This is a genomic window from Frigoribacterium sp. PhB116, from assembly GCF_004364285.1.
Lineage (GTDB): Bacteria > Actinomycetota > Actinomycetes > Actinomycetales > Microbacteriaceae > Frigoribacterium.
Genome location: NZ_SOBE01000003.1, coordinates 65,014 through 84,477 on the forward strand (window position 1 = coordinate 65,014; position 19,464 = coordinate 84,477).

At 72.3% G+C, this 19,464-nt stretch carries 17 protein-coding genes; 8 read left to right on the forward strand and 9 right to left on the reverse strand.

Annotated elements, in window-relative coordinates; genetic code table 11:
* Positions 1–16 precede the first annotated feature (16 nt).
* On the reverse strand, positions 17–472 hold the full coding sequence (locus tag EDF20_RS11620) for a hypothetical protein (protein WP_133738782.1): 456 nt from the start codon (positions 470–472) through the stop codon (positions 17–19).
* Between the two features lie 199 nt (positions 473–671).
* Between EDF20_RS11620 and EDF20_RS11625 the strand changes: the two genes are divergently transcribed.
* A complete protein-coding gene (locus EDF20_RS11625; protein WP_133738783.1) occupies positions 672–1,718 on the forward strand; it encodes a low specificity L-threonine aldolase in 1,047 nt (348 codons plus the stop codon).
* Positions 1,719–1,727: 9 nt separating this feature from the next.
* Here the strand turns inward: EDF20_RS11625 and EDF20_RS11630 are convergent, their stop codons facing one another.
* Together EDF20_RS11630 and EDF20_RS11635 are read right to left on the reverse strand one after the other, a co-directional pair.
* Positions 1,728–2,354: a phosphoribosylanthranilate isomerase gene (locus EDF20_RS11630; protein ID WP_133738784.1), complete on the reverse strand. Its 627-nt coding sequence runs from the start codon at positions 2,352–2,354 to the stop codon at positions 1,728–1,730.
* A 61-nt stretch (positions 2,355–2,415) separates the two neighbouring features.
* Entirely contained in the window at positions 2,416–4,605 is a 2,190-nt protein-coding gene (locus EDF20_RS11635) for an AAA family ATPase (protein ID WP_279586176.1), read from the reverse strand.
* 161 nt (positions 4,606–4,766) lie between these two features.
* Here EDF20_RS11635 and EDF20_RS11640 point away from each other — a divergent pair, with 161 nt between their 5' ends.
* The 5 genes from EDF20_RS11640 to EDF20_RS11660 all read left to right on the forward strand — a co-directional run bounded on the left by EDF20_RS11640 (position 4,767) and on the right by EDF20_RS11660 (position 9,457).
* On the forward strand, positions 4,767–7,439 hold the full coding sequence (locus EDF20_RS11640; protein WP_133738785.1) for a hypothetical protein: 2,673 nt from the start codon (positions 4,767–4,769) through the stop codon (positions 7,437–7,439).
* Between the two features lie 109 nt (positions 7,440–7,548).
* Entirely contained in the window at positions 7,549–7,995 is a 447-nt protein-coding gene (locus EDF20_RS11645; RefSeq protein ID WP_133738786.1) for a DUF3060 domain-containing protein, read from the forward strand.
* A complete protein-coding gene (locus EDF20_RS11650) occupies positions 7,992–8,489 on the forward strand; it encodes a DUF3060 domain-containing protein (RefSeq protein ID WP_123548530.1) in 498 nt (165 codons plus the stop codon). The genes EDF20_RS11645 and EDF20_RS11650 overlap by 4 nt, the downstream gene beginning before the upstream one ends.
* A 15-nt stretch (positions 8,490–8,504) precedes the next feature.
* The gene (locus EDF20_RS11655) at positions 8,505–8,987 is read left to right on the forward strand and encodes a DUF3060 domain-containing protein (protein WP_133738787.1); all 483 of its coding nucleotides are present in this window, start codon (positions 8,505–8,507) and stop codon (positions 8,985–8,987) included.
* 14 nt (positions 8,988–9,001) lie between these two features.
* Positions 9,002–9,457: a pilus assembly protein CpaE gene (locus tag EDF20_RS11660; protein ID WP_133738788.1), complete on the forward strand. Its 456-nt coding sequence runs from the start codon at positions 9,002–9,004 to the stop codon at positions 9,455–9,457.
* Between the two features lie 55 nt (positions 9,458–9,512).
* Here EDF20_RS11660 and EDF20_RS11665 read toward each other — a convergent pair whose 3' ends face one another.
* The 5 genes from EDF20_RS11665 to dnaK form a co-directional block, all read right to left on the reverse strand.
* Complete coding sequence (locus EDF20_RS11665) at positions 9,513–10,622, reverse strand: methyltransferase (RefSeq protein WP_133738789.1); 1,110 nt, start codon at positions 10,620–10,622, stop codon at positions 9,513–9,515.
* A 142-nt stretch (positions 10,623–10,764) separates the two neighbouring features.
* The gene (locus EDF20_RS11670) at positions 10,765–11,172 is read right to left on the reverse strand and encodes a MerR family transcriptional regulator (protein ID WP_123548604.1); all 408 of its coding nucleotides are present in this window, start codon (positions 11,170–11,172) and stop codon (positions 10,765–10,767) included.
* A gap of 5 nt (positions 11,173–11,177) precedes the next feature.
* Entirely contained in the window at positions 11,178–12,188 is a 1,011-nt protein-coding gene (locus EDF20_RS11675) for a DnaJ C-terminal domain-containing protein (RefSeq protein WP_123548526.1), read from the reverse strand.
* Positions 12,189–12,308: 120 nt separating this feature from the next.
* Positions 12,309–13,025, reverse strand: a complete 717-nt coding sequence (locus EDF20_RS11680; protein ID WP_123548525.1) for a nucleotide exchange factor GrpE — start codon at positions 13,023–13,025, stop codon at positions 12,309–12,311.
* A 12-nt stretch (positions 13,026–13,037) separates the two neighbouring features.
* The gene (gene dnaK / locus EDF20_RS11685) at positions 13,038–14,918 is read right to left on the reverse strand and encodes a molecular chaperone DnaK (RefSeq protein ID WP_133738790.1); all 1,881 of its coding nucleotides are present in this window, start codon (positions 14,916–14,918) and stop codon (positions 13,038–13,040) included.
* Positions 14,919–15,217: 299 nt separating this feature from the next.
* Between dnaK and EDF20_RS11690 the strand changes: the two genes are divergently transcribed.
* Entirely contained in the window at positions 15,218–16,579 is a 1,362-nt protein-coding gene (locus tag EDF20_RS11690; protein WP_123548523.1) for an MFS transporter, read from the forward strand.
* Positions 16,580–16,855: 276 nt separating this feature from the next.
* Positions 16,856–18,139, forward strand: a complete 1,284-nt coding sequence (locus EDF20_RS11695; RefSeq protein ID WP_133738791.1) for a GNAT family N-acetyltransferase — start codon at positions 16,856–16,858, stop codon at positions 18,137–18,139.
* Between the two features lie 107 nt (positions 18,140–18,246).
* Here EDF20_RS11695 and EDF20_RS11700 read toward each other — a convergent pair whose 3' ends face one another.
* Positions 18,247–19,431, reverse strand: a complete 1,185-nt coding sequence (locus tag EDF20_RS11700) for a family 1 glycosylhydrolase (protein ID WP_133738792.1) — start codon at positions 19,429–19,431, stop codon at positions 18,247–18,249.
* Positions 19,432–19,464 lie beyond the last annotated feature (33 nt).

Below are 19,464 nucleotides of genomic sequence, written 5' to 3' on the forward strand. Positions count from 1 at the left end.
GACAGGGGGCGACGCGTCAGCCGAGACGGGACATGAGGTGCCGCGCGGTCTGCGCGCCCTCGTCGCCCGTGGACCACGTCACGTGGTCGCCGTCGAGGCCGACGACGTCGAACTGACGGCCGATCTCGAGGCCGGACCGCTCGGCGAGGTCGTCCGCGAGGCGGCGCCCCTCCGGCTCGACGCACGCGGTGCCCTGGACGATGACGAGGGCGCCGTGCCGCAGGGCGGGGGCGAGCCGGGCCGCGGCGCCGCGGAGGGCGGCGTCGGCCGAGGCCGGTTCGGGGACCGCGACGACGGCGACGTCGAACCCGTCGAGCTCGGCGACGCACGGTGCGGCGGCGTCGGGGGCGGCGACCGTCGACGAGTCGACGACGACGACCTCGGCGCCGAGGGCGGCCGCTCGGTCGCCGGTCTCGCGGAGCGAGGACGACGAGCCGGTGAGGACGAGCTTGGGAGTGTGCAGGAAGAACATGGCGGACCTCTCGGGTGAGGCAGGCTCGGGAGCACTGCCGGGGCTGGGCGACTGTGCTCACCGTCACACTATGTGTATATCTCGAATATCACAAGCCATTCTTGCAGAGGTCGCAAGACCGAGCAACGCACGGTGATGCGGCGGTAGACGGCGACCGGGCGACGGACGGCGACCGGGCGGCACACGGCAAGATGGACGCGTGACGCGCCTCCACGATCCCGCTGCCCACACGTTCGCCTCCGACAACTACGCCGGCGCGCACCCCGAGGTGCTCCAGGCGATGATCGAGGCCAACGGCGGCCATGTCGCCTCCTACGGCGCCGACCCCTACACGCGTCGTCTCGGCGAGGTGGTGGCCGAGGTCTTCGGCGAGGGCACCTCCCTCGACCCGGTCCTCACCGGCACCGGTGCCAACGTGGCCGCCCTGCAGGCGCTCGTGCCCCGCTGGGGCGCGGTGATCTGCGCGACCACGGCCCACGTCTACACCGACGAGGGCGGGGCGCCCGAGCGCCTCGGCGGCATCAAGCTGCTCACCGTCCCGACGCCCGACGGCAAGCTCACCCCCGAGCTGATCGACCGTCAGGCCTACGGCTGGGGCGACCAGCAGCGCCCGCAGCCGCTCGCGGTCACGATCACGCAGAGCACCGAGCTCGGCACGGTCTACACGCCCGACGAGCTCCGGGCGATCACCGACCGCTCGCACGCGCACGGGATGACCGTGCACCTCGACGGCGCCCGGCTCGCCAACGCGGCCGCGTCGCTCGGCGTCCCGCTGCGGGCGCTCACGCGCGACGCCGGCGTCGACTCGGTCTCGCTCGGCGGCACGAAGAACGGGCTCGTCCTCGGCGAGTCGGTCGTGACCTTCTCCGAGGAGGCGCGGGCCGGCCTGGTATTCCTCCGCAAGATGGACGCGCAGCTGGCCTCGAAGATGCGCTTCACGTCGGCGCAGTTCCTCGCGATGTTCGAGGACGACCTGTGGCTGCGCTCGGCGACCCGGGCCAACGCGATGGCGACCCGGCTCGCGGCGGCGCTCGCCTCGCTGCCCGGGGTGACGATCACCCAGGCGGTCGAGGCCAACGCGGTGTTCGTCGTGCTGCCGATCGAGGCCGTCGAGCCGCTGCGGGCGGTGCACCACTTCTACGACTGGGACCGCGCGACCGGCGAGGTGCGCCTGATGTGCTCGTTCGACACGGCCGAGGAGCACGTCGACCGCCTCGTCGCCGACCTGCGGGCCCTGCTCGGCTGAGCAAAGGGGTCAGGGCGTACGGGCCGCGGCGACGAAGTCGGCGATGAGCCGGGCGTCCTTGACGCCGCGCGAGGACTCGACGCCCGAGCTGACGTCGACCCCGACGGCGCCGGCGGGGCGCGCCGCCGCCAGCAGCTCGGCGACGGTGCCGGGCGTGAGCCCGCCGGCGAGCAGCCAGGGGCGCGCGGGCGGCGCTGAGAGCAGCGGCGCCGCGTCGAACACGGCCCCGGCACCGGGCTCGACCGCGTCGAGCAGCAGGGCGTCCTCGCCGAACGCGACCCGCTCCTCCTCGGTCTCGCTCACGTAGCGCGACGCGCTGACCGCGCGGATCACGCGGAACCCCGCCGCCTGCGCGGCCGCGACGTCGGCCGGGGACTCGTCGCCGTGCAGCTGGACGGTCGAGACGCCGGAGGCGCGGGCCAGCTCGAGCACCGCCCCCACCTCCTGGCCGCGGAACACGCCGACGGTCTCGACGCCCTCCGGCACCCGGGCCACCAGGGCACGGGCCGTGTCGGCGTCGACCGTGCGCGGGCTGCCGGGCGCGAAGACGAAGCCGACCGCGTCGGCGCCTGCGGCGACGGCGGCGTCGACGGTCTCGGGAGTGGACAGTCCGCAGATCTTGACCCAGGTGCTCATGCGCCCCAGTCTGCCGTGCGGTCCGTCCGAGCCGGCTGACGCCTCCTCTGCCGATCCCCGCTCAGTCGAGGTCGTCGAGCACCTCGGCCGAGGGCTCCCCCACGACCTGCTGCACCACGCTCAACGACTCCCCGTCGGGAGCCACGTCGACGAGCACCGTGTCGCCGTCGGCGATCGAGCCGCCGAGCAGCGCCATCGCGAGCTGGTCGTCGATCTGGCGCTGCATGAGCCGGCGCAGCGGCCGGGCGCCGTAGATCGGGTCGTAGCCGCGCTCGGCGAGCCAGGCTCGCGCGTCGGGGGTCACCGCGAGCGACAGCCGCCGGTCGGTGAGGCGGCGGCCGAGCCGGTCGACGTAGAGCGAGACGATCTGGCCGAGGTCGTCGGTCGACAGGGTCGAGAACACGACGATGTCGTCGAGCCGGTTGACGAACTCGGGCTTGAAGGCCTGGCGGACCATGCCCTGCACCAGCTCCTCCTTCTCGGGGTCGCTGAGGCCGGGGTCGGTGATGACCTGCGAGCCGAGGTTGGACGTGAGCACGAGGATCGTGTTGCGGAAGTCGACCGTGCGGCCCTGTCCGTCGGTCAGGCGGCCGTCGTCGAGCACCTGCAGCAGGATGTCGAACACCTCGGGGTGGGCCTTCTCGACCTCGTCCATCAGCACGACGCTGTACGGCCGGCGACGCACCGCCTCGGTGAGCTGGCCGCCGGCCTCGTAGCCGACGTAGCCGGGAGGCGCGCCCACGAGCCGGGACACGCTGTGCTTCTCGCCGTACTCGCTCATGTCGATGCGGACGAGGGCCTTCTCGTCGTCGAACAGGAAGTCGGCGAGCGCCTTCGCGAGCTCGGTCTTGCCGACGCCGGTCGGGCCGAGGAACAGGAACGAGCCGGTCGGGCGGTCGGGGTCGCTGATGCCCGCGCGGGTGCGGCGGACGGCCTCGCTGACGGCCTGGACCGCGGCCCGCTGGCCGATGAGGCGCCTCCCGAGCTCGCTCTCGAGGTGCAGCAGCTTCTCGGTCTCGCCGCTGAGCAGCCGGCCGACGGGGATGCCCGTCCAGGCGGCGACGACCTCGGCGATGTCGGAGTCGGTCACGCTGTCGCTGACGAGGCGCTCGTCGCTCTGCTCGAACGACTCGGCGTCGGCGAGACGCTTCTCGATGTCGGGGATGCGCTCGTAGCTGATGCGCGCCGCGTCCTCGTAGCGGCCCTCGCGGAGGGCCCGGTCGGCGTCGATGCGCGCTTCGTTGAGGTCGCTGCGGAGGGTGCCGACGCCCTGCAGCGCGGCCTTCTCGGCCTGCCACCGGGCGTTCAGGTCGTCGAACGCGGCCTGCTGCTGGGCGATCGTCTCGCGCAGGGTCGCGAGGCGGGCGAGCGAGGCGTCGTCCTTCTCCTTCTTGAGCGCCAGTTCTTCGATCTGCAGGCGGACGAGGCCGCGGTAGAGCTGGTCGAGCTCGACCGGCGACGAGTCGATCTCCATCTTGAGGCGGGAGCCCGCCTCGTCGACGAGGTCGATGGCCTTGTCGGGCAGTTGGCGGCTCGGGATGTACCGGTTCGACAAGGAGGCGGCAGCCACCAGGGCGCCGTCGGTGATGGTGACGCCGTGGTGAGCCTCGTACCTCTCCTTGAGGCCCCGGAGGATCGCGACCGTGTCCTCCACGGTCGGCTCTCCGACATAGACCTGCTGGAACCGGCGCTCGAGGGCGGCGTCCTTCTCGATGTACTGGCGGTACTCGTCGAGCGTCGTCGCGCCGATCAGCCGCAGCTCGCCGCGGGCGAGCATCGGCTTGAGCATGTTGGAGGCGGCGACCGAGCCCTCGCCGCCGCCTGCGCCCATGAGGGTGTGCAGCTCGTCGATGAAGGTGATGACCTGGCCGTCGCTCTGGGTGATCTCCTTGAGGACGTCCTTCAGGCGTTCCTCGAACTCGCCGCGGTACTTCGCGCCGGCGACGAGGGCGGCGAGGTCGAGGCTGATCAGCCGCTTCTCCTTGAGGGAGTCGGCGACGTCGCCCTCGACGATGCGCTGGGCGAGGCCCTCGACGACGGCCGTCTTGCCGACGCCGGGCTCGCCGATCAGCACGGGGTTGTTCTTGGTGCGGCGGGTGAGCACCTGGCTGATGCGCCGGATCTCGGCGTCGCGCCCGATCACCGGGTCGAGCTTGCCGCTGCGAGCGATCGCCGTGAGGTCGACGCCGTACTTCTCGAGCGCGCTCTTCTGCTTCTCGGTGGAGGCGGGAGCGCCCTGCATGTTCGCCACGGGTGTGCCTTTCTCGAACTTGAGTTGATCTGGCTCAACTTTACGCTGCCCGCGTCGATGCGCAAGGCATAGCACTCGTCAGGTTGTAGACACCGCCCTCGTGTGTCTAATATTTCGCATACCCATTTCGGCCCGACATCGTTCAAAGGAACCACGCACACATGAAGAAGACCCTCACCAGGGCGGGAGCGATCGGCTTGGCAGCAGCCACGATCCTCACCGGCCTCAGCTTCGGCCCCGCGGCGGCGTCCGCCGCTGCCCCGGACCCCTCGTCCACGGCGACGCGACTCGCGGCGTCGAGCACGATCTCCATGACACTGGCCGGCGGCAAGGCCGGCGCGGTAGGCACCCAAGCCCCCAATGCCTACGGGAACTCCTCAAAGGTGTACGACACGGTAGCGCTGGCTGAAGCCGATGCCCGAGCGGTCGGTGCGACTTACACTTACGACCCGATCAACAAGGTGATCACGATGGACAAGTTCCCGGGACTATGTCTGTACGGCGGCTTCAGCACCCTCTACCAGTTGAGGTGCAATGCGAACGACGCTGGACAGAAATGGGAATTTCCGCGGGACGGTTCAATGCAGGTAGCCGGAACGGACAAGAAGCTGACGCAAGAGACCCCGGACGCCGATGGTCGCCTGTACCTCAACTCGACAGGGACGCCGGCGAAGGTCCGGTTCGCCGCCGCGCGGGACTTGTTCTACGCGGACGTCGTCTCGGTCGATCTCGCCGCACGCACGGCGCAGATCTCCGGCACGGCCGTGCCGGGCTCGACGGTCATCATCAACGACGACCAGCCGGCCGACGTCGACGGCGACGGCAACTGGTCCGCGACCGTATCCGGGCTGACACTCGGCATGAACACGACGATCCTTGAGCAGTACGAAGACGGTACGAAGACCGACGATGCGAGGGTCGAGATCGACCTGGCCGTGGATCCCGTGGACGCGACCGTGACGTTCGACCCCGACGTGACGAAGAAGGCCGTCCTCTCCGGCAGCGCCCACCCCGGCGCCACCGTCGTGGTCGAGGACGCCACTGGCACCGAGATCGACCGGGCCCCCGCCTCCCCGATCGACGGCACCTGGAGCCTCGAGGTCACCGCCCCGAACCTCGGCGGCGCCTACCCCGTGACCATCCACCAGCTGATCGACCACGAACGCAACGGCGACATCAGCCAGAGCATCGCCTACGGTGCCGCGGTCGAGGTCACCCGCCCCGTCCCCGACGCCGCCCACGACGGCGGGCCCCTCGCCATGCGCGGCACCGGCGAGCCCCGCGCACAGCTCCTGGTCCGCGAGCAGGGCCACGCCACGGTCATCGGCAGCGGGGACGTGCTCGTCAACGGCACCTGGAACCTCGCCACCTCCGACCTCGACGCCCGCAAGCACGTCCTCGAGGTCACCCAGACCGGCAAGGGCGGCAACGTCACCACCTCGACGATCACGATCAACCCCGAGGCCGAGACCTTCAAGCCCCTGACCGTCGAGACCCCCGAGAACGGCTCGACCGTCACCACCAGCCGCCCCGTCTTCACCGGCCACGGCCAGGACGGTGCCAGCGTCACCATCGGCTACGGCGCGACCGCGATCGGCACCACCACCGTCGTCGACGGCGACTGGACGATCACCCCGACGCGCGGCCTCGGCATGGGCGTCAGCGACCTCACCGTCACCCAGGACGCGGGCGGCGAGGTCAGCACCCTCACCCACACCCTGACCCGGGTCGCGGCCGAGCTGCCCCTCGCCGTCACGAGCCACGTCGACGGCCAGACCTACGCCGAGGGCATGACCACCTTCCGCGGCACCGCCCCGGTCGGCTCGACGATCCGCGCCACGAACCAGTGGGGCACCCCGATGGGCACGGCGACGGCGACCGACGGCACCTGGTCGTTCAACCGCATCCTCGGCCCCACCGCTGCCGGCTACGACCTCACCTTCACCGCCACGCCCCCGGTCGGCGACCCCCAGACGGTGTCTCTCAAGCTGAACTACGCGGGAGCCCTCGGCTTCGAGGTCACCAGCCCCGTGAACGACAGCACCTACACCGTGGGCACCACCACCTTCACCGGCACCGCGATGCCCGGCACCGTCGTCACGGCCACGAACCAGTGGTCCACCCCCATGGGCCGCGCCACGGCCGGCCTCGCCGGCACCTGGGCCTTCGACCGCTACCTCGGCCCGACGAGCGCCGGGTACGACATCGCGTTCGTCGCCGCCAAGGGCACCGACACCCAGCGCACCGCCCTGCACCTCGCCACCGCGGTCGTCAACGTGCCCGTCGACGTCACCAGCATCACCGACGGCGCCACGTACCGTCCCGGCCTGAACGTCCTCACCGGCACCGGCACCCCCGGCGCCACCGTCGAGGCCGTCAACGCCACCAACGGATGGAACGTGCCCATGGGCCGCGCGACCGTGAAGCCCGACGGCACCTGGGCGCTGCCCGAGCGCAACTGGGGCCCCTCGAACGACTACGCCATCAAGGTCACCCAGACCAACCCCGACAAGACCACCAGCACCACCACGGTCAACGTCAAGGCACCCGTCTTCGCGCCCCTCGTCCTCACCAGTCCCGCGGTCGGCGACACCTACGACACCGGCGTGGCCGCCCGCTTCGAGGGCACCGCGACGCCGTTCGCCACGGTCTCGGTCCGCTCCGCCAAGAGCGACACGACCTACCGCACGGTCGAGGCCGACGCCGACGGCAACTGGTCGTTCACCCGAGTCTGGGGCCCCACCCACGACTACGTCCTGAACATCGACCAGAAGGCCCGCAACGGCCAGAGCGACTCCGTCACCGGCTTCGCCTGGAACCACAGCGGCAACTAGCGCCAGCAGCACCACCGCACCACCTGCACCACAGCCGGGCCCGGGGAGACGACATGCCTCCCCGGGCCCGGCCCCCACCGCGCCGCCCCAGACCCCGAAAGGCTCCACCATGCACGCGCCCCGCCTCCGCACCGCCGCCCTCTCCGCCCTGCTCGGCGCCGTCCTGCTCACCGGCGTCGCCGGCTGCACGAACGCAGCCAGCACCGACGGCACCCCCGACGCGACCGGCTCGAGCACCCGACTCGCCGAGTCGACCACCAGCCCCTTCGTCACCGAGACCTGCGTCGACGGCAACGCCTCCGTCGTGCTCGACGACGAGACCACCGACGTCGTCTTCACCGAGGCCTGCGACAGCGTGAACGTGATCGGCAGCGACGGCACCGTCACGCTCGCCGACGTCGGGCACGTCGTCGTCGAGGGCACGGGCATCACCGTCACCGCCGACGCCGTCGGCACGATCGACTTCGCCGGCGACGGCAACACGCTCAGCCACACCGGTGACGCGCCCGTCGTCAACGACGCCGGCACCACCGGCAACACGGTGACCGGCCGATGACCGCCCGCGCGGCACGGCGCCGCCCCGCAGCAGCGACCCTCGCCCTCGCCGTCACCGGCCTGGCGGTGCTCGCCGGCTGCACCGCCACGACCGGCCCCGACGACGCCGCGCCCTCGCCCACCGACACGCCCCGGGCGGCCGCCGCCGAGACCGGCACCTGCACCGACGGCTTCATGCTCGTGGACACCGGCACCGGCCCGGACGCCGCGCTCGAGACCGACTCCGGCCCTGAGGCCGAGGCCACGATCGAGGCAGACTCCCCCGTCGCCGTGGTCGACTCCGACTGCGACCTCGTCTCGGTCGTCGGCTCGGGAGGCACGGTCGAGCTCGGCACCGTGGGCACGCTCGTCGTCGAGGGCACCGGCGTCACCGTGTCCGTCGACCAGGTCACCACGGTCCGCCTGGCCGGCGACGACGACGTGGTCACCCACGGCGGCGCCGCCCCCACGGTCGAGGACGCGGGCGAGCGCAACACCGTCGCCCCGGCGGCCTAGGCAGCGGGCGACGCCGTGGGACGCATCCACCCCGCCTTCCGCCCGGCCGCCCTCGTGTCGTCGGCGGCCGTGGCGGCGGCCCTCGCCGTCCTCGCCGGCTGCGCAGCGGTCGAGCCCCCGACGTCGTCGAGCACCACCGCCGCCGCGTCGACAACCCCTCCGACCTCCACGGGCGACCGGACAGCCGCACCGTTCGTCTCCGACGCCACCACGGACGCCTGCGTCGACGGCATCGCCTGGATGACCTTCCACGACGACGACCCGAGCGAGAAGTCGCTGCCCGGCGGCTGCGACACGGTCGTCGTCGCGGGCGTGGACGGGACGCTGCACAGCGGCCCGGCCCGGGTCGTCGTCGTCATGGGCTCCGGCAACCACGTCGAGGTCGAGACGGTCGCGCAGGTCGACGTCGAGGGCGTCGACAACGAGGTCGTGCACGGCAGCGACTCCGACCCCGTGGTCAACACCGACGGCACGGGCAACACCGTCACAGCCCGCTGAGGCAGGATGAGCCGATGATCACCGTCGACCTCGCCCGCCGCCTCCGCTCCGCCGGGCTCCGCTGGCGCCCCGCGTCCGGGGACCGCTTCGTCGTCGAGCACCTCGCCGACGCCGACGAGGCGCCCGACGTCTTCACGCTGAGCGACATGACCATCGAGGCGCACCACTACCCGACCGGCACCGAGCTCGGCTTCAACGGCACGACCGAGTGGGCACTCGACTCGGTCTCGGCCGACGCGGCGCTCTGGCTGCCGCGCGAGGACCAGCTGCGGACGCTGCTCGGCCCGGCGTTAGTCTCGCTGACCCACGAGACCGAGGACGACGAGCACCTCGGCTGGACGGTGCTGCTCCGCCCGCGGTCGACGGCCGACGAGCACGAGCACCACGTGGCCGACGACGCCGAGGCGGCGTACGCCCTGGCGCTGCTCGCCTACCTCGACGCGTCGCTGCGCCTCGACGAGCCCGCCTGACGCGGCAGGACGGCCTGAGCCGCCCCAGGTCGTCGGTCGTCAGGTCGTCAGGTCGTCAGCGCCGCGTGCTCGCGGTCACCGTGAACTTCGGCGACCGCGAGACCTGCCGCGTCGTCCCCACCGTGTGCTCGAGGGCGCCGCGGTACGACAGCGACGAGTTGTAGACCGTCCAGAGCTCGCCCCCGGGGCGGAGCAGCCCCGCCGCGGCGTCGAACAGCTTCTGAGCGATGGCGGTGTGCACCGCGGCACCGACGTGGAACGGCGGGTTGAGCAGCACCAGGTCGGCGCCGCCCTCGGGCAGCGAGTCGCCCGCGTCCGCGCGCCGCACCTCCACCTGGTCGGCCAGGCCGGCGGCGGCGATCGTCGCCCGGGCGGAGGCGACCGCCGCGGCCGACTGGTCGGTCGCGACGACCCGTGCTCCCGGTGCCCGGCGCGCGTAGGCCGCCGCGAGCAGCCCGGTGCCGCAGCCCAGGTCGACGACCGACGCGGCCTCGGGCATCCGGTCGACGAGGGCGAGCAGCTGCCGGGTGCCGATGTCGACCCCCGACCCGGCGAACGCGGCGCCGTGGGCGACCACGGTCAGTCCGAGGTCGGCGTGCCGCTGCGACCGCGGCCACGGCGCCGAGCCGCCCGGGCGCGGCACCGAGGCCGTCAGCAGCCTCGACTTCTGCCGGGCCAGCCCCGCGGACACCTGGCCGAAGTGGCGGCCGAGCACGTCGTTCATGGCGCGGGTCATGTGCTTGAGGCGGCCGCCCGCGAGCACGACCACGTCCGGGGCGGCGTGGGCCGCCACGAGGGCTGCGACCTCGTCGAGGGCGTCGAGCGAGCGCGGCAGCTGCACGAGCACGAGCCGCGCCCCGACGACGAGCGCAGGGTCGAGGTCGTGCTGCACGACGGAGTCGAGCGACAGGGCGAGCCGGGCCGCGTTGGCCGCGAGGGCGCGCTCGCCCGAGAGCGAGTCCTGGTGCACGCGGACCGAGGAGGCGCCTCCTGCGATCGCGCCCAGGGTCAGGGCTCCGTACCGGTCGCCGACCACGACGACCTCGGACCCTGCGGACAGCCGCGACGCGGCCTCGTCGAGCAGGAGGCGGTCGGTCGCGTCGTGCGCGACCAGCTCGGGGGCCTCGACGTCGGGCCACCGGCGGAGCTGGTCGAAGTCGATCACGCCACGAGGCTACCGGGCACGCGGGGCGAGACACCCCGGAGTGGACGGTGCACCCCCGAACGACGGGGTGCATCGTCCACTCCGGGGTGCACCGTCCACGACGACGGCGGGCCCGCAGCGAGCGGCGGCCGTCGGACCCGCGTCAGCGCTCGGGTCGCCAGACCACCACGGCCGTCTGCCGTCGGGGGCGCATGCCCTGCCGCAGCGGCACGACGCCGCTCTCGCCGGCTGCGAACACTCGCGCGCCGGGTCGGTTGACCAGCTCGTCGGCCAGGGCCCGCTCCAGCTCGCGCACGCGCGACTGCAGCGACGTGACCTGGTTCTCGAGCTCGAGGATCCGCTTGATGCCCTCGAGCGACACTCCCTCGCCGCCCAGCCGGCCGATCTCGCGCAGCTGGACGACGTCGCGCATCGAGTAGCGACGCGACTTGCCCGCCGTCCGCTGCGGGACGACGAGGCCGAGCCGGTCGTACTGCCGCAGCGTCTGGGCGTGCATGCCCGCGAGCTCGGCGGCGGTCGCGATGGCGAAGAGCGGCGAGTTCTCGTCCATGGTCGTCACGCCTGCGCGCGGGCCCTGACGATGAGGTCGTCGCGGGGGTTCTCGGCCGGGAGGGCCGCGGCCAGGGCCTCGACCGCCTCCTTCGCCTTGTCGCTGAGGTGCGACGGCACGGCCACCTGGACGGTGGCGAGCAGGTCGCCGGTGCCCGACTTGGTGACGACGCCGCGGCCCTTGACGCGCAGCACCCGACCGGAGGGAGTGCCGGGTGCGACGCGCAGCCGCACGGGGTCGCCGCCGAGCGTCGGGACCTCGATGGTCGCGCCCAGCGCGGCCTCGGCGAACGTCACCGGCACGTCGAGGCGCAGGTTCTGGCCGTCGAGCTCGAACACCGGGTGCTTGCGCACGGCGATGGTGAGGACCATGTCGCCGCCCTCGCCGCCGTCGGGGCTGGGCTCGCCCTTGCCGCGCAGCCGGATCTTCTGGCCGTCGTGCACGCCCGCGGGGATGCGGACCTTCATCGGCCGGCCGTTCGCGCCCTGCAGCGAGATCGTCTCGCCGACGACCGCGGTCTGGAAGTCGAGCGTCGTCGTGGCCGTCATGTCGCGGCCCTTCTGCGGACCGCCGTAGCCGCGGAAGCCGCCGCTCGTCTGGCCGAAGCCGCCGCCGCCGAACATGCCGCCGAAGATGTCGTCGAAGCCGCCGCCGCCCTGCTGGCGGTACTGCGGGCGAGCGCCGCCGGGCTGCCCGCCGCCGAACATGCCGCCGAAGACGTCCTCGAAGCCGCCCCCGCCGCCGCCGGGGCCACCGCTGCCCGCGGTGAAGCGCGCGCCCGAGCCCATGGCCCGGATCTGGTCGTACTCGCGGCGCTGCTCGGGGTCGGAGAGCACCGAGTTGGCCTCGCTCACCTCTTTGAACTTCGCCTCCGCGGCCGCGTCGCCGGGGTTGGAGTCGGGGTGGTACTTGCGGGCGAGCTTGCGGTAGACCTTCTTGAGCTCTGCCGCCGTGACGTCCTTGGAGACACCGAGAACGGCGTAGAAGTCCTTGTCGAACCAGTCCTGGCTGGCCATCCGGCACCTCCTCTCTTGTCTCTGTGCCGTCGCTCGGGAGCGACCGCCGGGGAATGGGGGAGGCGGCGGACCCCTTCTCGAGGAGCCCACCGCCCGTCGCGACTCGCGTCGCGGATGCCGCTACTGCGGCGTGTGCACCGCGACCTTCGCGGCCCGGATGACCCGGTCGCCGATCTTGTAGCCCGGCTCGATCACGTCGGCCACGGTGTTGACCGTGACGTCGGCGCTCGGCAGCTGGACCAGGGCGTCGTGCATGGTGGGGTCGAAGACCTCGCCCTTCTCGCCGACCTGGACGAGCCCGAACTTGTCGAGCCCGCCGCGGATCTTCTGCGCCACGATCACCATCGGGCCCTCGGCCAGGTCGCCGTGCTTCTCGGCACGGGCCAGGTCGTCGAGCGCGGGGAGGAGCGAGCGCACGACCTCGGCGACCACGGCCTCGCGGTTCGCCTCGCGGTCGCGCTCGACGCGCCTCCGGAAGTTCACCAGCTCGGCCTGCGCCCGGAGCATGTCCTGGCGCATGTCCGCGACGAGGTCGCGGCTGGCGGCGTCGAGGATGGCCTCGTCGTCGGCGCTGAGAGGCTCTGCGCCCTCGGCCTCGCCCTCGGCCGCCATCTCGGCGGCCGCCTCGGCCGCGCCCTCCGGCGCCTCGGCGCCCGCGGGCACCTCGACGTCGGGGGCCTCGGCCTCGATCAGCTCGTCGGGGTCGGTGACCGCGGCGGTGCCGCCGTCCTCAGAGGGGGCGGCCGGCTCGGGACGCACCTCGCCCGTCTCGGGGTCGATGCGGCGCTTGTCGTTCACCACCGGCTCGTCAGGCGTGTTGCCGTTCTCGTCTGCCATGGGGAGACCGTCCTACTTCTTGTCGTTGTCGTCGTCGTCCACGACCTCGGCGTCGACGATGTCCTCGTCGTCGCCCTGCGCCTGGCCGTCGGCGGGAGCACCGTCGGCACCGGCCGCGCCCGCGGCGCCGGCCTCCTCGCCCTGGCTCTGCGAGTAGATGGCCTGGCCGAGCTTCGACTGGCTCTCGTTGAGCTTGTCGAAGGCGGGCTTGATCGCGCTGTCGTCGTCTCCGGCGAGCGCGGTCTTGAGCGCGTCGACGTCGGCCTGGACCTCGGACTTCACGTCGTCGGGCAGCTTGTCGTCGTTCTCCTTGATCAGCTTCTCGATCGAGTAGACGAGCTGCTCGGCGTTGTTGCGGGTCTCGTTGGCCTCGCGACGCGCCTTGTCTTCTGCCGCGTTCTCCTCGGCCTCGCGGACCATGCGCTCGATGTCGTCCTTCGAGAGCGACGAGCCGCCCGAGATGACCATCGACTGCTCCTTGCCGGTGCCCTTGTCCTTCGCGGACACGTGCACGATGCCGTTGGCGTCGATGTCGAAGGTGACCTCGACCTGCGGGACGCCACGGGGGGCCGGAGCGATGCCCGTCAGCTCGAAGGTGCCGAGGTTCTTGTTGTCGCGGGTGAACTCGCGCTCGCCCTGGAAGACCTGGATGGCGACGGACGGCTGGTTGTCGTCGGCCGTCGTGAAGGTCTCGCTGCGCTTGGTCGGGATGGCCGTGTTGCGCTCGATGAGCTTGGTCATCGCGCCGCCCTTGGTCTCGATGCCGAGGCTCAGGGGGGTGACGTCGATGAGCAGGACGTCCTTGCGCTCGCCCTTCAGCACGCCGGCCTGTAGCGCGGCGCCGACGGCGACGACCTCGTCCGGGTTGACGCCCTTGTTGGGCTCCTGGCCGCCGGTCAGCGACTTGACGACCTCGGTGACGGCGGGCATGCGGGTGGAGCCGCCGACGAGCACGACGTGCGCGATGTCGGAGACCTTGACGCCCGCCTCCTTGATCACGTCGTTGAAGGGCTTCTTGGTGCGGTCGAGCAGGTCGCTGGTCCACTGCTCGAACTGCGAGCGCGAGATGGTCTCGTCGAGGTTGAGCGGGCCGTCGGCGGTGAGCGTCAGGTAGGGCAGCTGGATGGAGGTGGAGGTGCTCGACGAGAGCTCCTTCTTGGCCTGCTCGGCCGCCTCCTTCAGGCGCTGCTTGGCGATCTTGTCGGTCGACAGGTCGACGCCGTGGGCGTCCTTGAACTTCTTGATGAGGTGCTCGACGATGCGGTTGTCCCAGTCGTCGCCGCCGAGGCGGTTGTCACCGGAGGTGCTGCGGACCTGGATCGTCGAGAAGTCGTCGTCCTTGCCCACCTCGAGGAGGGACACGTCGAACGTGCCGCCGCCGAGGTCGAAGACGAGGATGAGCTCGTCCTCCTTGCCCTTGTCGAGGCCGTAGGCGAGGGCCGCCGCGGTGGGCTCGTTGATGATGCGGAGCACGTTGAGGCCCGCGATCTCGCCGGCCTCCTTCGTGGCCTGGCGCTCGGAGTCGTTGAAGTACGCGGGCACGGTGACGACGGCGTCGGTCACGTCCTCGCCGAGGTACTGCTCGGCGTCGCGCTTCAGCTTGCCGAGGATGCGCGCGCTGATCTCCTGAGGGGTGTACTTCTTGTCGTCGATCTCGACCTTCCAGTCGGTGCCGACGTGGCGCTTGACGCTCGCGATGGTGCGGTCGACGTTGGTGACGGCCTGGCGCTTGGCGGTCTCGCCGACCAGCACCTCGCCGTCCTTCGTGAAGGCGACGACCGAGGGGGTGGTGCGGAGGCCCTCGGCGTTCGCGATGACGGTGGGCTCGCCGCCCTCGAGGACGCTGACGACCGAGTTGGTGGTTCCGAGGTCGATTCCTACTGCACGTGCCATGGGTGGCGCTCCTTCGTTCTGGTGCGGTGCTGTCTGGGGGTGCCCGGCTGACCGGGCGAGGGCCCGGCGGACCGGGAAGACTGCCGCGGACCTTGAGTCCGCTGGCATCAACTTTACTCACGGCGTCGGTCGAGTCAAGTTCTGAACCTGAAAGTTGAGCCAGAACGACTCAAGGAGGCGCGGTGAGGGTCGGCGGGACCGGCGCCTGCCCGGCACCGTGCCCCCGCCGTGCCCCCGCCGTGCCCCCAGAGGGAGGCAGCGCCTCCTCCGCGACACCGGCGCCGACTAGGTTGACCCCCATGACCGCAGCGCAGACGCTCGCCGACGCCACCCCGATCCCCCGCCGCCGGGTCGTCTCGTGGGCGCTGTGGGACTGGGGCTCCGCCGCGTTCAACGCCGTCGTCACCTCGTTCGTGTTCAGCACCTACCTCGCGAGCGGCGCCTTCGTCGACCCGGAGATCGTCGCGGCGGCGGGCGAGACCGAGGCGCTGGCCGCGAGCGCCACCGTCATCTCGACCGCGCTGACGATCGCCGGCGTGCTGATCGCGCTGCTCGCGCCGGTGCTCGGGCAGCGCAGCGACGGTTCGGGCCGTCGCAAGCTCTGGCTCGCCGTCAACACCGGACTCGTCGTCCTCGCCATGCTGGCGATGGTGTTCGTGGCCCCGGCGCCGGGCTACCTCGTCTTCGGCGCCGCGCTGCTCGCCGTCGGCAACCTCTTCTTCGAGTTCGCCAGCGTCAACTACAACGCGATGCTCGTGCAGGTCTCGACGCCGAAGACGATCGGCAAGGTGTCCGGCTTCGGCTGGGGACTCGGCTACGTCGGGGGCATCGTCCTGCTCCTGCTCCTCCTGGTCGCCTTCCTGCAGAGCTTCGGCGTCGAGGGGCGCGGCGGCCTGTTCGGCGTCGCGACGGGCGCCGACGGCGGCTCGTGGGACGTCCGCCTGTCGATCGTCGTCTCCGCCGTGTGGTTCGCCGTCTTCGCGGTGCCGGTGCTGCTCAGCGTGCCCGAGCTGCCCGCCGCGCCGGGACGGCCTCGGGTCGGGATCGTGGGCTCGTACCGCCTCCTCGGCTCGACCATCGCGAAGCTCTGGCGCACCAACCGCCAGGTGCTGCTGTTCCTGCTGGCGAGCGCGGTGTTCCGCGACGGGCTCGCGGCCGTGTTCACGTTCGGCGCGATCATCGCGGCCCAGGTGTTCGGCTTCACGCCGAGCATGGTGATCTACTTCGCGGTCGGCGCGAACCTCGTCGCCGGCATCGGCACCTTCGTCGGCGGCTGGCTCGACGACAAGGTCGGCGCCAAGACGATCATCGTCGGAGCGCTGGCGGGGCTCGTCGTCGCCGCGTTCGCGGTGCTCGCGATCGGCACGGCCACGAACCTGTTCTGGGTGTTCGGGCTCGCGCTCGCCCTGTTCGTCGGGCCGATCCAGTCGGCCAGCAGGTCGTTCCTGGCGCGGGTGACGCCTCCCGGACGCGAGGGCGAGATCTTCGGCCTCTACGCGACGACCGGGCGCGCGGTGAGCTTCCTGGCGCCGGGGCTCTTCACGCTGTTCGTCGGGCTGACGGGCGACACCCGGTTCGGGATCATCGGCATCGCGCTCGTGCTGCTCGCCGGCCTGGTGCTGATGCTGCCGGTCAAGACGGTGCAGCGCGCGATCGACTGACCCGTCTGCGCCTGCCCCTCTCTCCTCATTCAGGAAGATCGGTCCTGATCCGCGCGGCGGGGGGAGCGCGAGTCCTGAGACGTGCACGGAGCAGGAACCGCGCGAGCAGGGTTCCTGAATGCTGCGCCTCGACCGTGCCGCCCCAGGCGGAACTCAGGAGCGAAGTTCCTGAATGGTGCGCGGCGGCTCCGTGCGTCGGTCACGCCTCGTGCAGGCAGGGCCACGAGCACGACGGCCGGCCCCCACGGCGCGGGGCCAGGGCCCTAGCCTGGTCGGGTGACCTCCTTCGACGACGCCTACGAGCTCCGCACCTTCCCCGCCGCGATCGACGACGACGCCACCGCCGCCTGGTTCGCCGCCTGCCGCCTGGGGTTCCACGAGAGCATCGACACCCCGGAGGGCGCGGCCGGCGACGCCCGACGCACGGTCGCCGACGCCCGCGTGCTGACGGGCGCCTGGCCCCGCGAGCCGCGGCCCGGCACCCTCGACGACGAGCAGTGGCCCGTCGCCACGTTCGAGTCGTTCGAGCGCACCCTGCACGTCGGCGGGGGCACGCTGCTGCCCGCGCACCTCATCTCGGGCGTGACGGTGCAGCCCACCCACCGCCGCCGAGGCATCCTGCGGCGCATGATGACCGACGACCTCGCCCGCGCCGCCGAGGCGGGCCTGGCCGTCGCGGCGCTCACCGCGAGCGAGGCGAGCATCTACCGCCGGTTCGGCTTCGGCACGGCGACCCGCGAGCGCACCGTGACGATCGACCGGCGTCGCCCCGTCCGACTGCTCTCGTCGACGACGGGCACCGTCGAGCTCGTCCCGACCGCCCGCCTCGAGCCCGTCGCCCGCGAGGTCTTCGCGCGGTTCCACGCCCGCACGCCCGGCTCGATCGACCGGCCCGTCGGCAGCTGGGACCGGCGGCTCGGGCTCGCGACGGGCGACGACCAGAAGCCCGACCGCAGCCTGCGGGGGGCCGTGCACCGCGCCTCCTCGGGTCGGGTCGACGGGTACGTCGTCTACCGCGTGACCGAGAAGCCGACCGAGACCGTGCTCGAGGTCGCCGACCTCGTGACGGCGACCGACGAGGCGTACCTCGCGCTGTGGGAGCTGCTGCTCGCGATCGACCTCGTGACGTCGATCACGTGGGCGGCCGCGCCGCTCGACGACCCGCTCGTCCACGCGCTGGAGGACGCACGGGCCCTCACCACGACGCACGAGCAGGACCACGTCTGGTTGCGCCTGCTCGACGTGCCCGCCGCCTTCTCGGCACGGCCGTGGGCCGCCGACGGCGTCGTCACCGTCGCCGTCTCGGACGACCTCGGCCACGCCGCGGGCACCTGGCGGCTGACGAGCGCAGGAGGCGCCGGCACTGTCGAGCGCGCCGCGGTGCGTCGCGCAGACCTCGAGGTCGACGTCGCGACCCTCGGCTCGCTGTGGCTCGGCGGCGTCGACCCGGTGACGCTCGCCGCCGCGGGGCTCGTGCGGGAGCGCCGGGCCGGCGCCGTGCAGACGCTCCGCGCGATGCTCCGGCCCGAGCGGCCGCTGTACGGCGTCACGTCGTTCTGACCGGCGCCGGCGGCTGGCCGTCGCGGCGGCGCGGCCGTCGCCGCGGCCGGGCCGTCGCTGCGGCCCGACCGTCGCCGCGGCCCGACTGTCGGTTCGGTGCGACCGCCCTACGGCGCCGCGGGCAGGCCGTTCGCCCGCGCGACCTCGCCGTACCAGCGCGCGCTGGGCTTCGGCGTGCGCTCGAACGTGTCGCGGTCCCAGCCGATGAGCCCGAAGGTGGGGCGGAAGCCGCTGGCCCACTCGTAGTTGTCGAGGGCGCTCCAGTGCTGGTAGCCGAGCACCTCGATGCCCTCCTCGATCGTGGCGTGGATGCCCTCGAGCGCGCCCTGCGTGTAGGCGATGCGACGGCTGTCGTCGGCGGTCGCGATGCCGTTCTCGGTGACCATCACGGGCACGTGGCCGCTGAGCTCCCAGGCGCTGCGGATGCCCTCGGCGGCCGCGGCGGGCCAGAACTCCCAGCCGGTCAGGGTCGTCTCGAGCCCCTCGGCGACCGGTCGCGGGCCCTCGGGGCCGACGAAGGTCTGCGTGTAGGCCTGCACGCCGACGAAGTCGTCGTCCGCCGCCATCTCGCTGTACCAGTCGTCGCGGACGTAGCCGTACTCGCGCGTCTTCTCGACGGCGCCCGGCTCGTCGACGGCCTTGAAGGCCTGCGTCGCCACGGTCCAGCCCGACTTCAGGCCGTCGACCTGCGAGAGCACCTCGCGGCTGCGCTTGTGCGAGGCGAGCAGCGCGTCGGCGACCTGCAGGTCGGGGTTCGGCAGGCCGTACGCGACGAGGTTCGACGCGTCCTCTCCCCCGGCGAGCATCGCGGCGATGTTCGGCTCGTTGATGGTGCAGACGTACCGCACGCCCTCGCTGACGACGGGCAGCGCGAGCTCGGTGTACCGCGCGAAGAGGTCGGCGGCGTCGGGCGCGCGCCAGAAGCCGTCGCGCTCGAACCAGCGCGGCACGGTGAAGTGCATCAGCGTCACGATCGGCTCGACGCCGAACTCGTGGCAGGTCTCGACCATGCGGCGGTAGTGCGCGATCTCGGCCTTCGAGACGACGCCGCGCTCGGGCTCGATGCGCGCCCACTCGATGCTGAAGCGGTAGCTGTTGAGGCCGAGCTCGGCGAGGATCCGGATGTCGTCGCGGAACCGGTGGTAGCTGTCGGCGGCGTCGCCGCTCGGCTCGACGATCGTCGTGCCGGGGGCGTGCTCGTGCACCCACCAGTTCGAGTTCACGTTGTTGCCCTCGATCTGGTGCGCGGCGGTCGCGGCGCCCCAGAGGAAGCCGTCGGGGAAGGTCAGCATCGGGTGTCCGTTCTGGTGGTGCGGGGTCGGGCG

What these genes read in the sequence shown, in the direction of transcription:
- EDF20_RS11700 (WP_133738792.1), bottom strand. Translation starts at nt 19,431, where the DNA reads ATGCTGACCTTCCCCGACGGCTTCCTCTGGGGCGCCGCGACCGCCGCG.
- EDF20_RS11620 (WP_133738782.1), bottom strand. Translation starts at nt 472, where the DNA reads ATGTTCTTCCTGCACACTCCCAAGCTCGTCCTCACCGGCTCGTCGTCC.
- EDF20_RS11630 (WP_133738784.1), bottom strand. Translation starts at nt 2,354, where the DNA reads ATGAGCACCTGGGTCAAGATCTGCGGACTGTCCACTCCCGAGACCGTC.
- EDF20_RS11680 (WP_123548525.1), bottom strand. Translation starts at nt 13,025, where the DNA reads ATGGCAGACGAGAACGGCAACACGCCTGACGAGCCGGTGGTGAACGAC.
- EDF20_RS11670 (WP_123548604.1), bottom strand. Translation starts at nt 11,172, where the DNA reads ATGGACGAGAACTCGCCGCTCTTCGCCATCGCGACCGCCGCCGAGCTC.
- EDF20_RS11645 (WP_133738786.1), top strand. Translation starts at nt 7,549, where the DNA reads ATGCACGCGCCCCGCCTCCGCACCGCCGCCCTCTCCGCCCTGCTCGGC.
- EDF20_RS11660 (WP_133738788.1), top strand. Translation starts at nt 9,002, where the DNA reads ATGATCACCGTCGACCTCGCCCGCCGCCTCCGCTCCGCCGGGCTCCGC.
- EDF20_RS11650 (WP_123548530.1), top strand. Translation starts at nt 7,992, where the DNA reads ATGACCGCCCGCGCGGCACGGCGCCGCCCCGCAGCAGCGACCCTCGCC.
- dnaK (WP_133738790.1), bottom strand. Translation starts at nt 14,918, where the DNA reads ATGGCACGTGCAGTAGGAATCGACCTCGGAACCACCAACTCGGTCGTC.
- EDF20_RS11675 (WP_123548526.1), bottom strand. Translation starts at nt 12,188, where the DNA reads ATGGCCAGCCAGGACTGGTTCGACAAGGACTTCTACGCCGTTCTCGGT.
- EDF20_RS11640 (WP_133738785.1), top strand. Translation starts at nt 4,767, where the DNA reads ATGAAGAAGACCCTCACCAGGGCGGGAGCGATCGGCTTGGCAGCAGCC.
- EDF20_RS11690 (WP_123548523.1), top strand. Translation starts at nt 15,218, where the DNA reads ATGACCGCAGCGCAGACGCTCGCCGACGCCACCCCGATCCCCCGCCGC.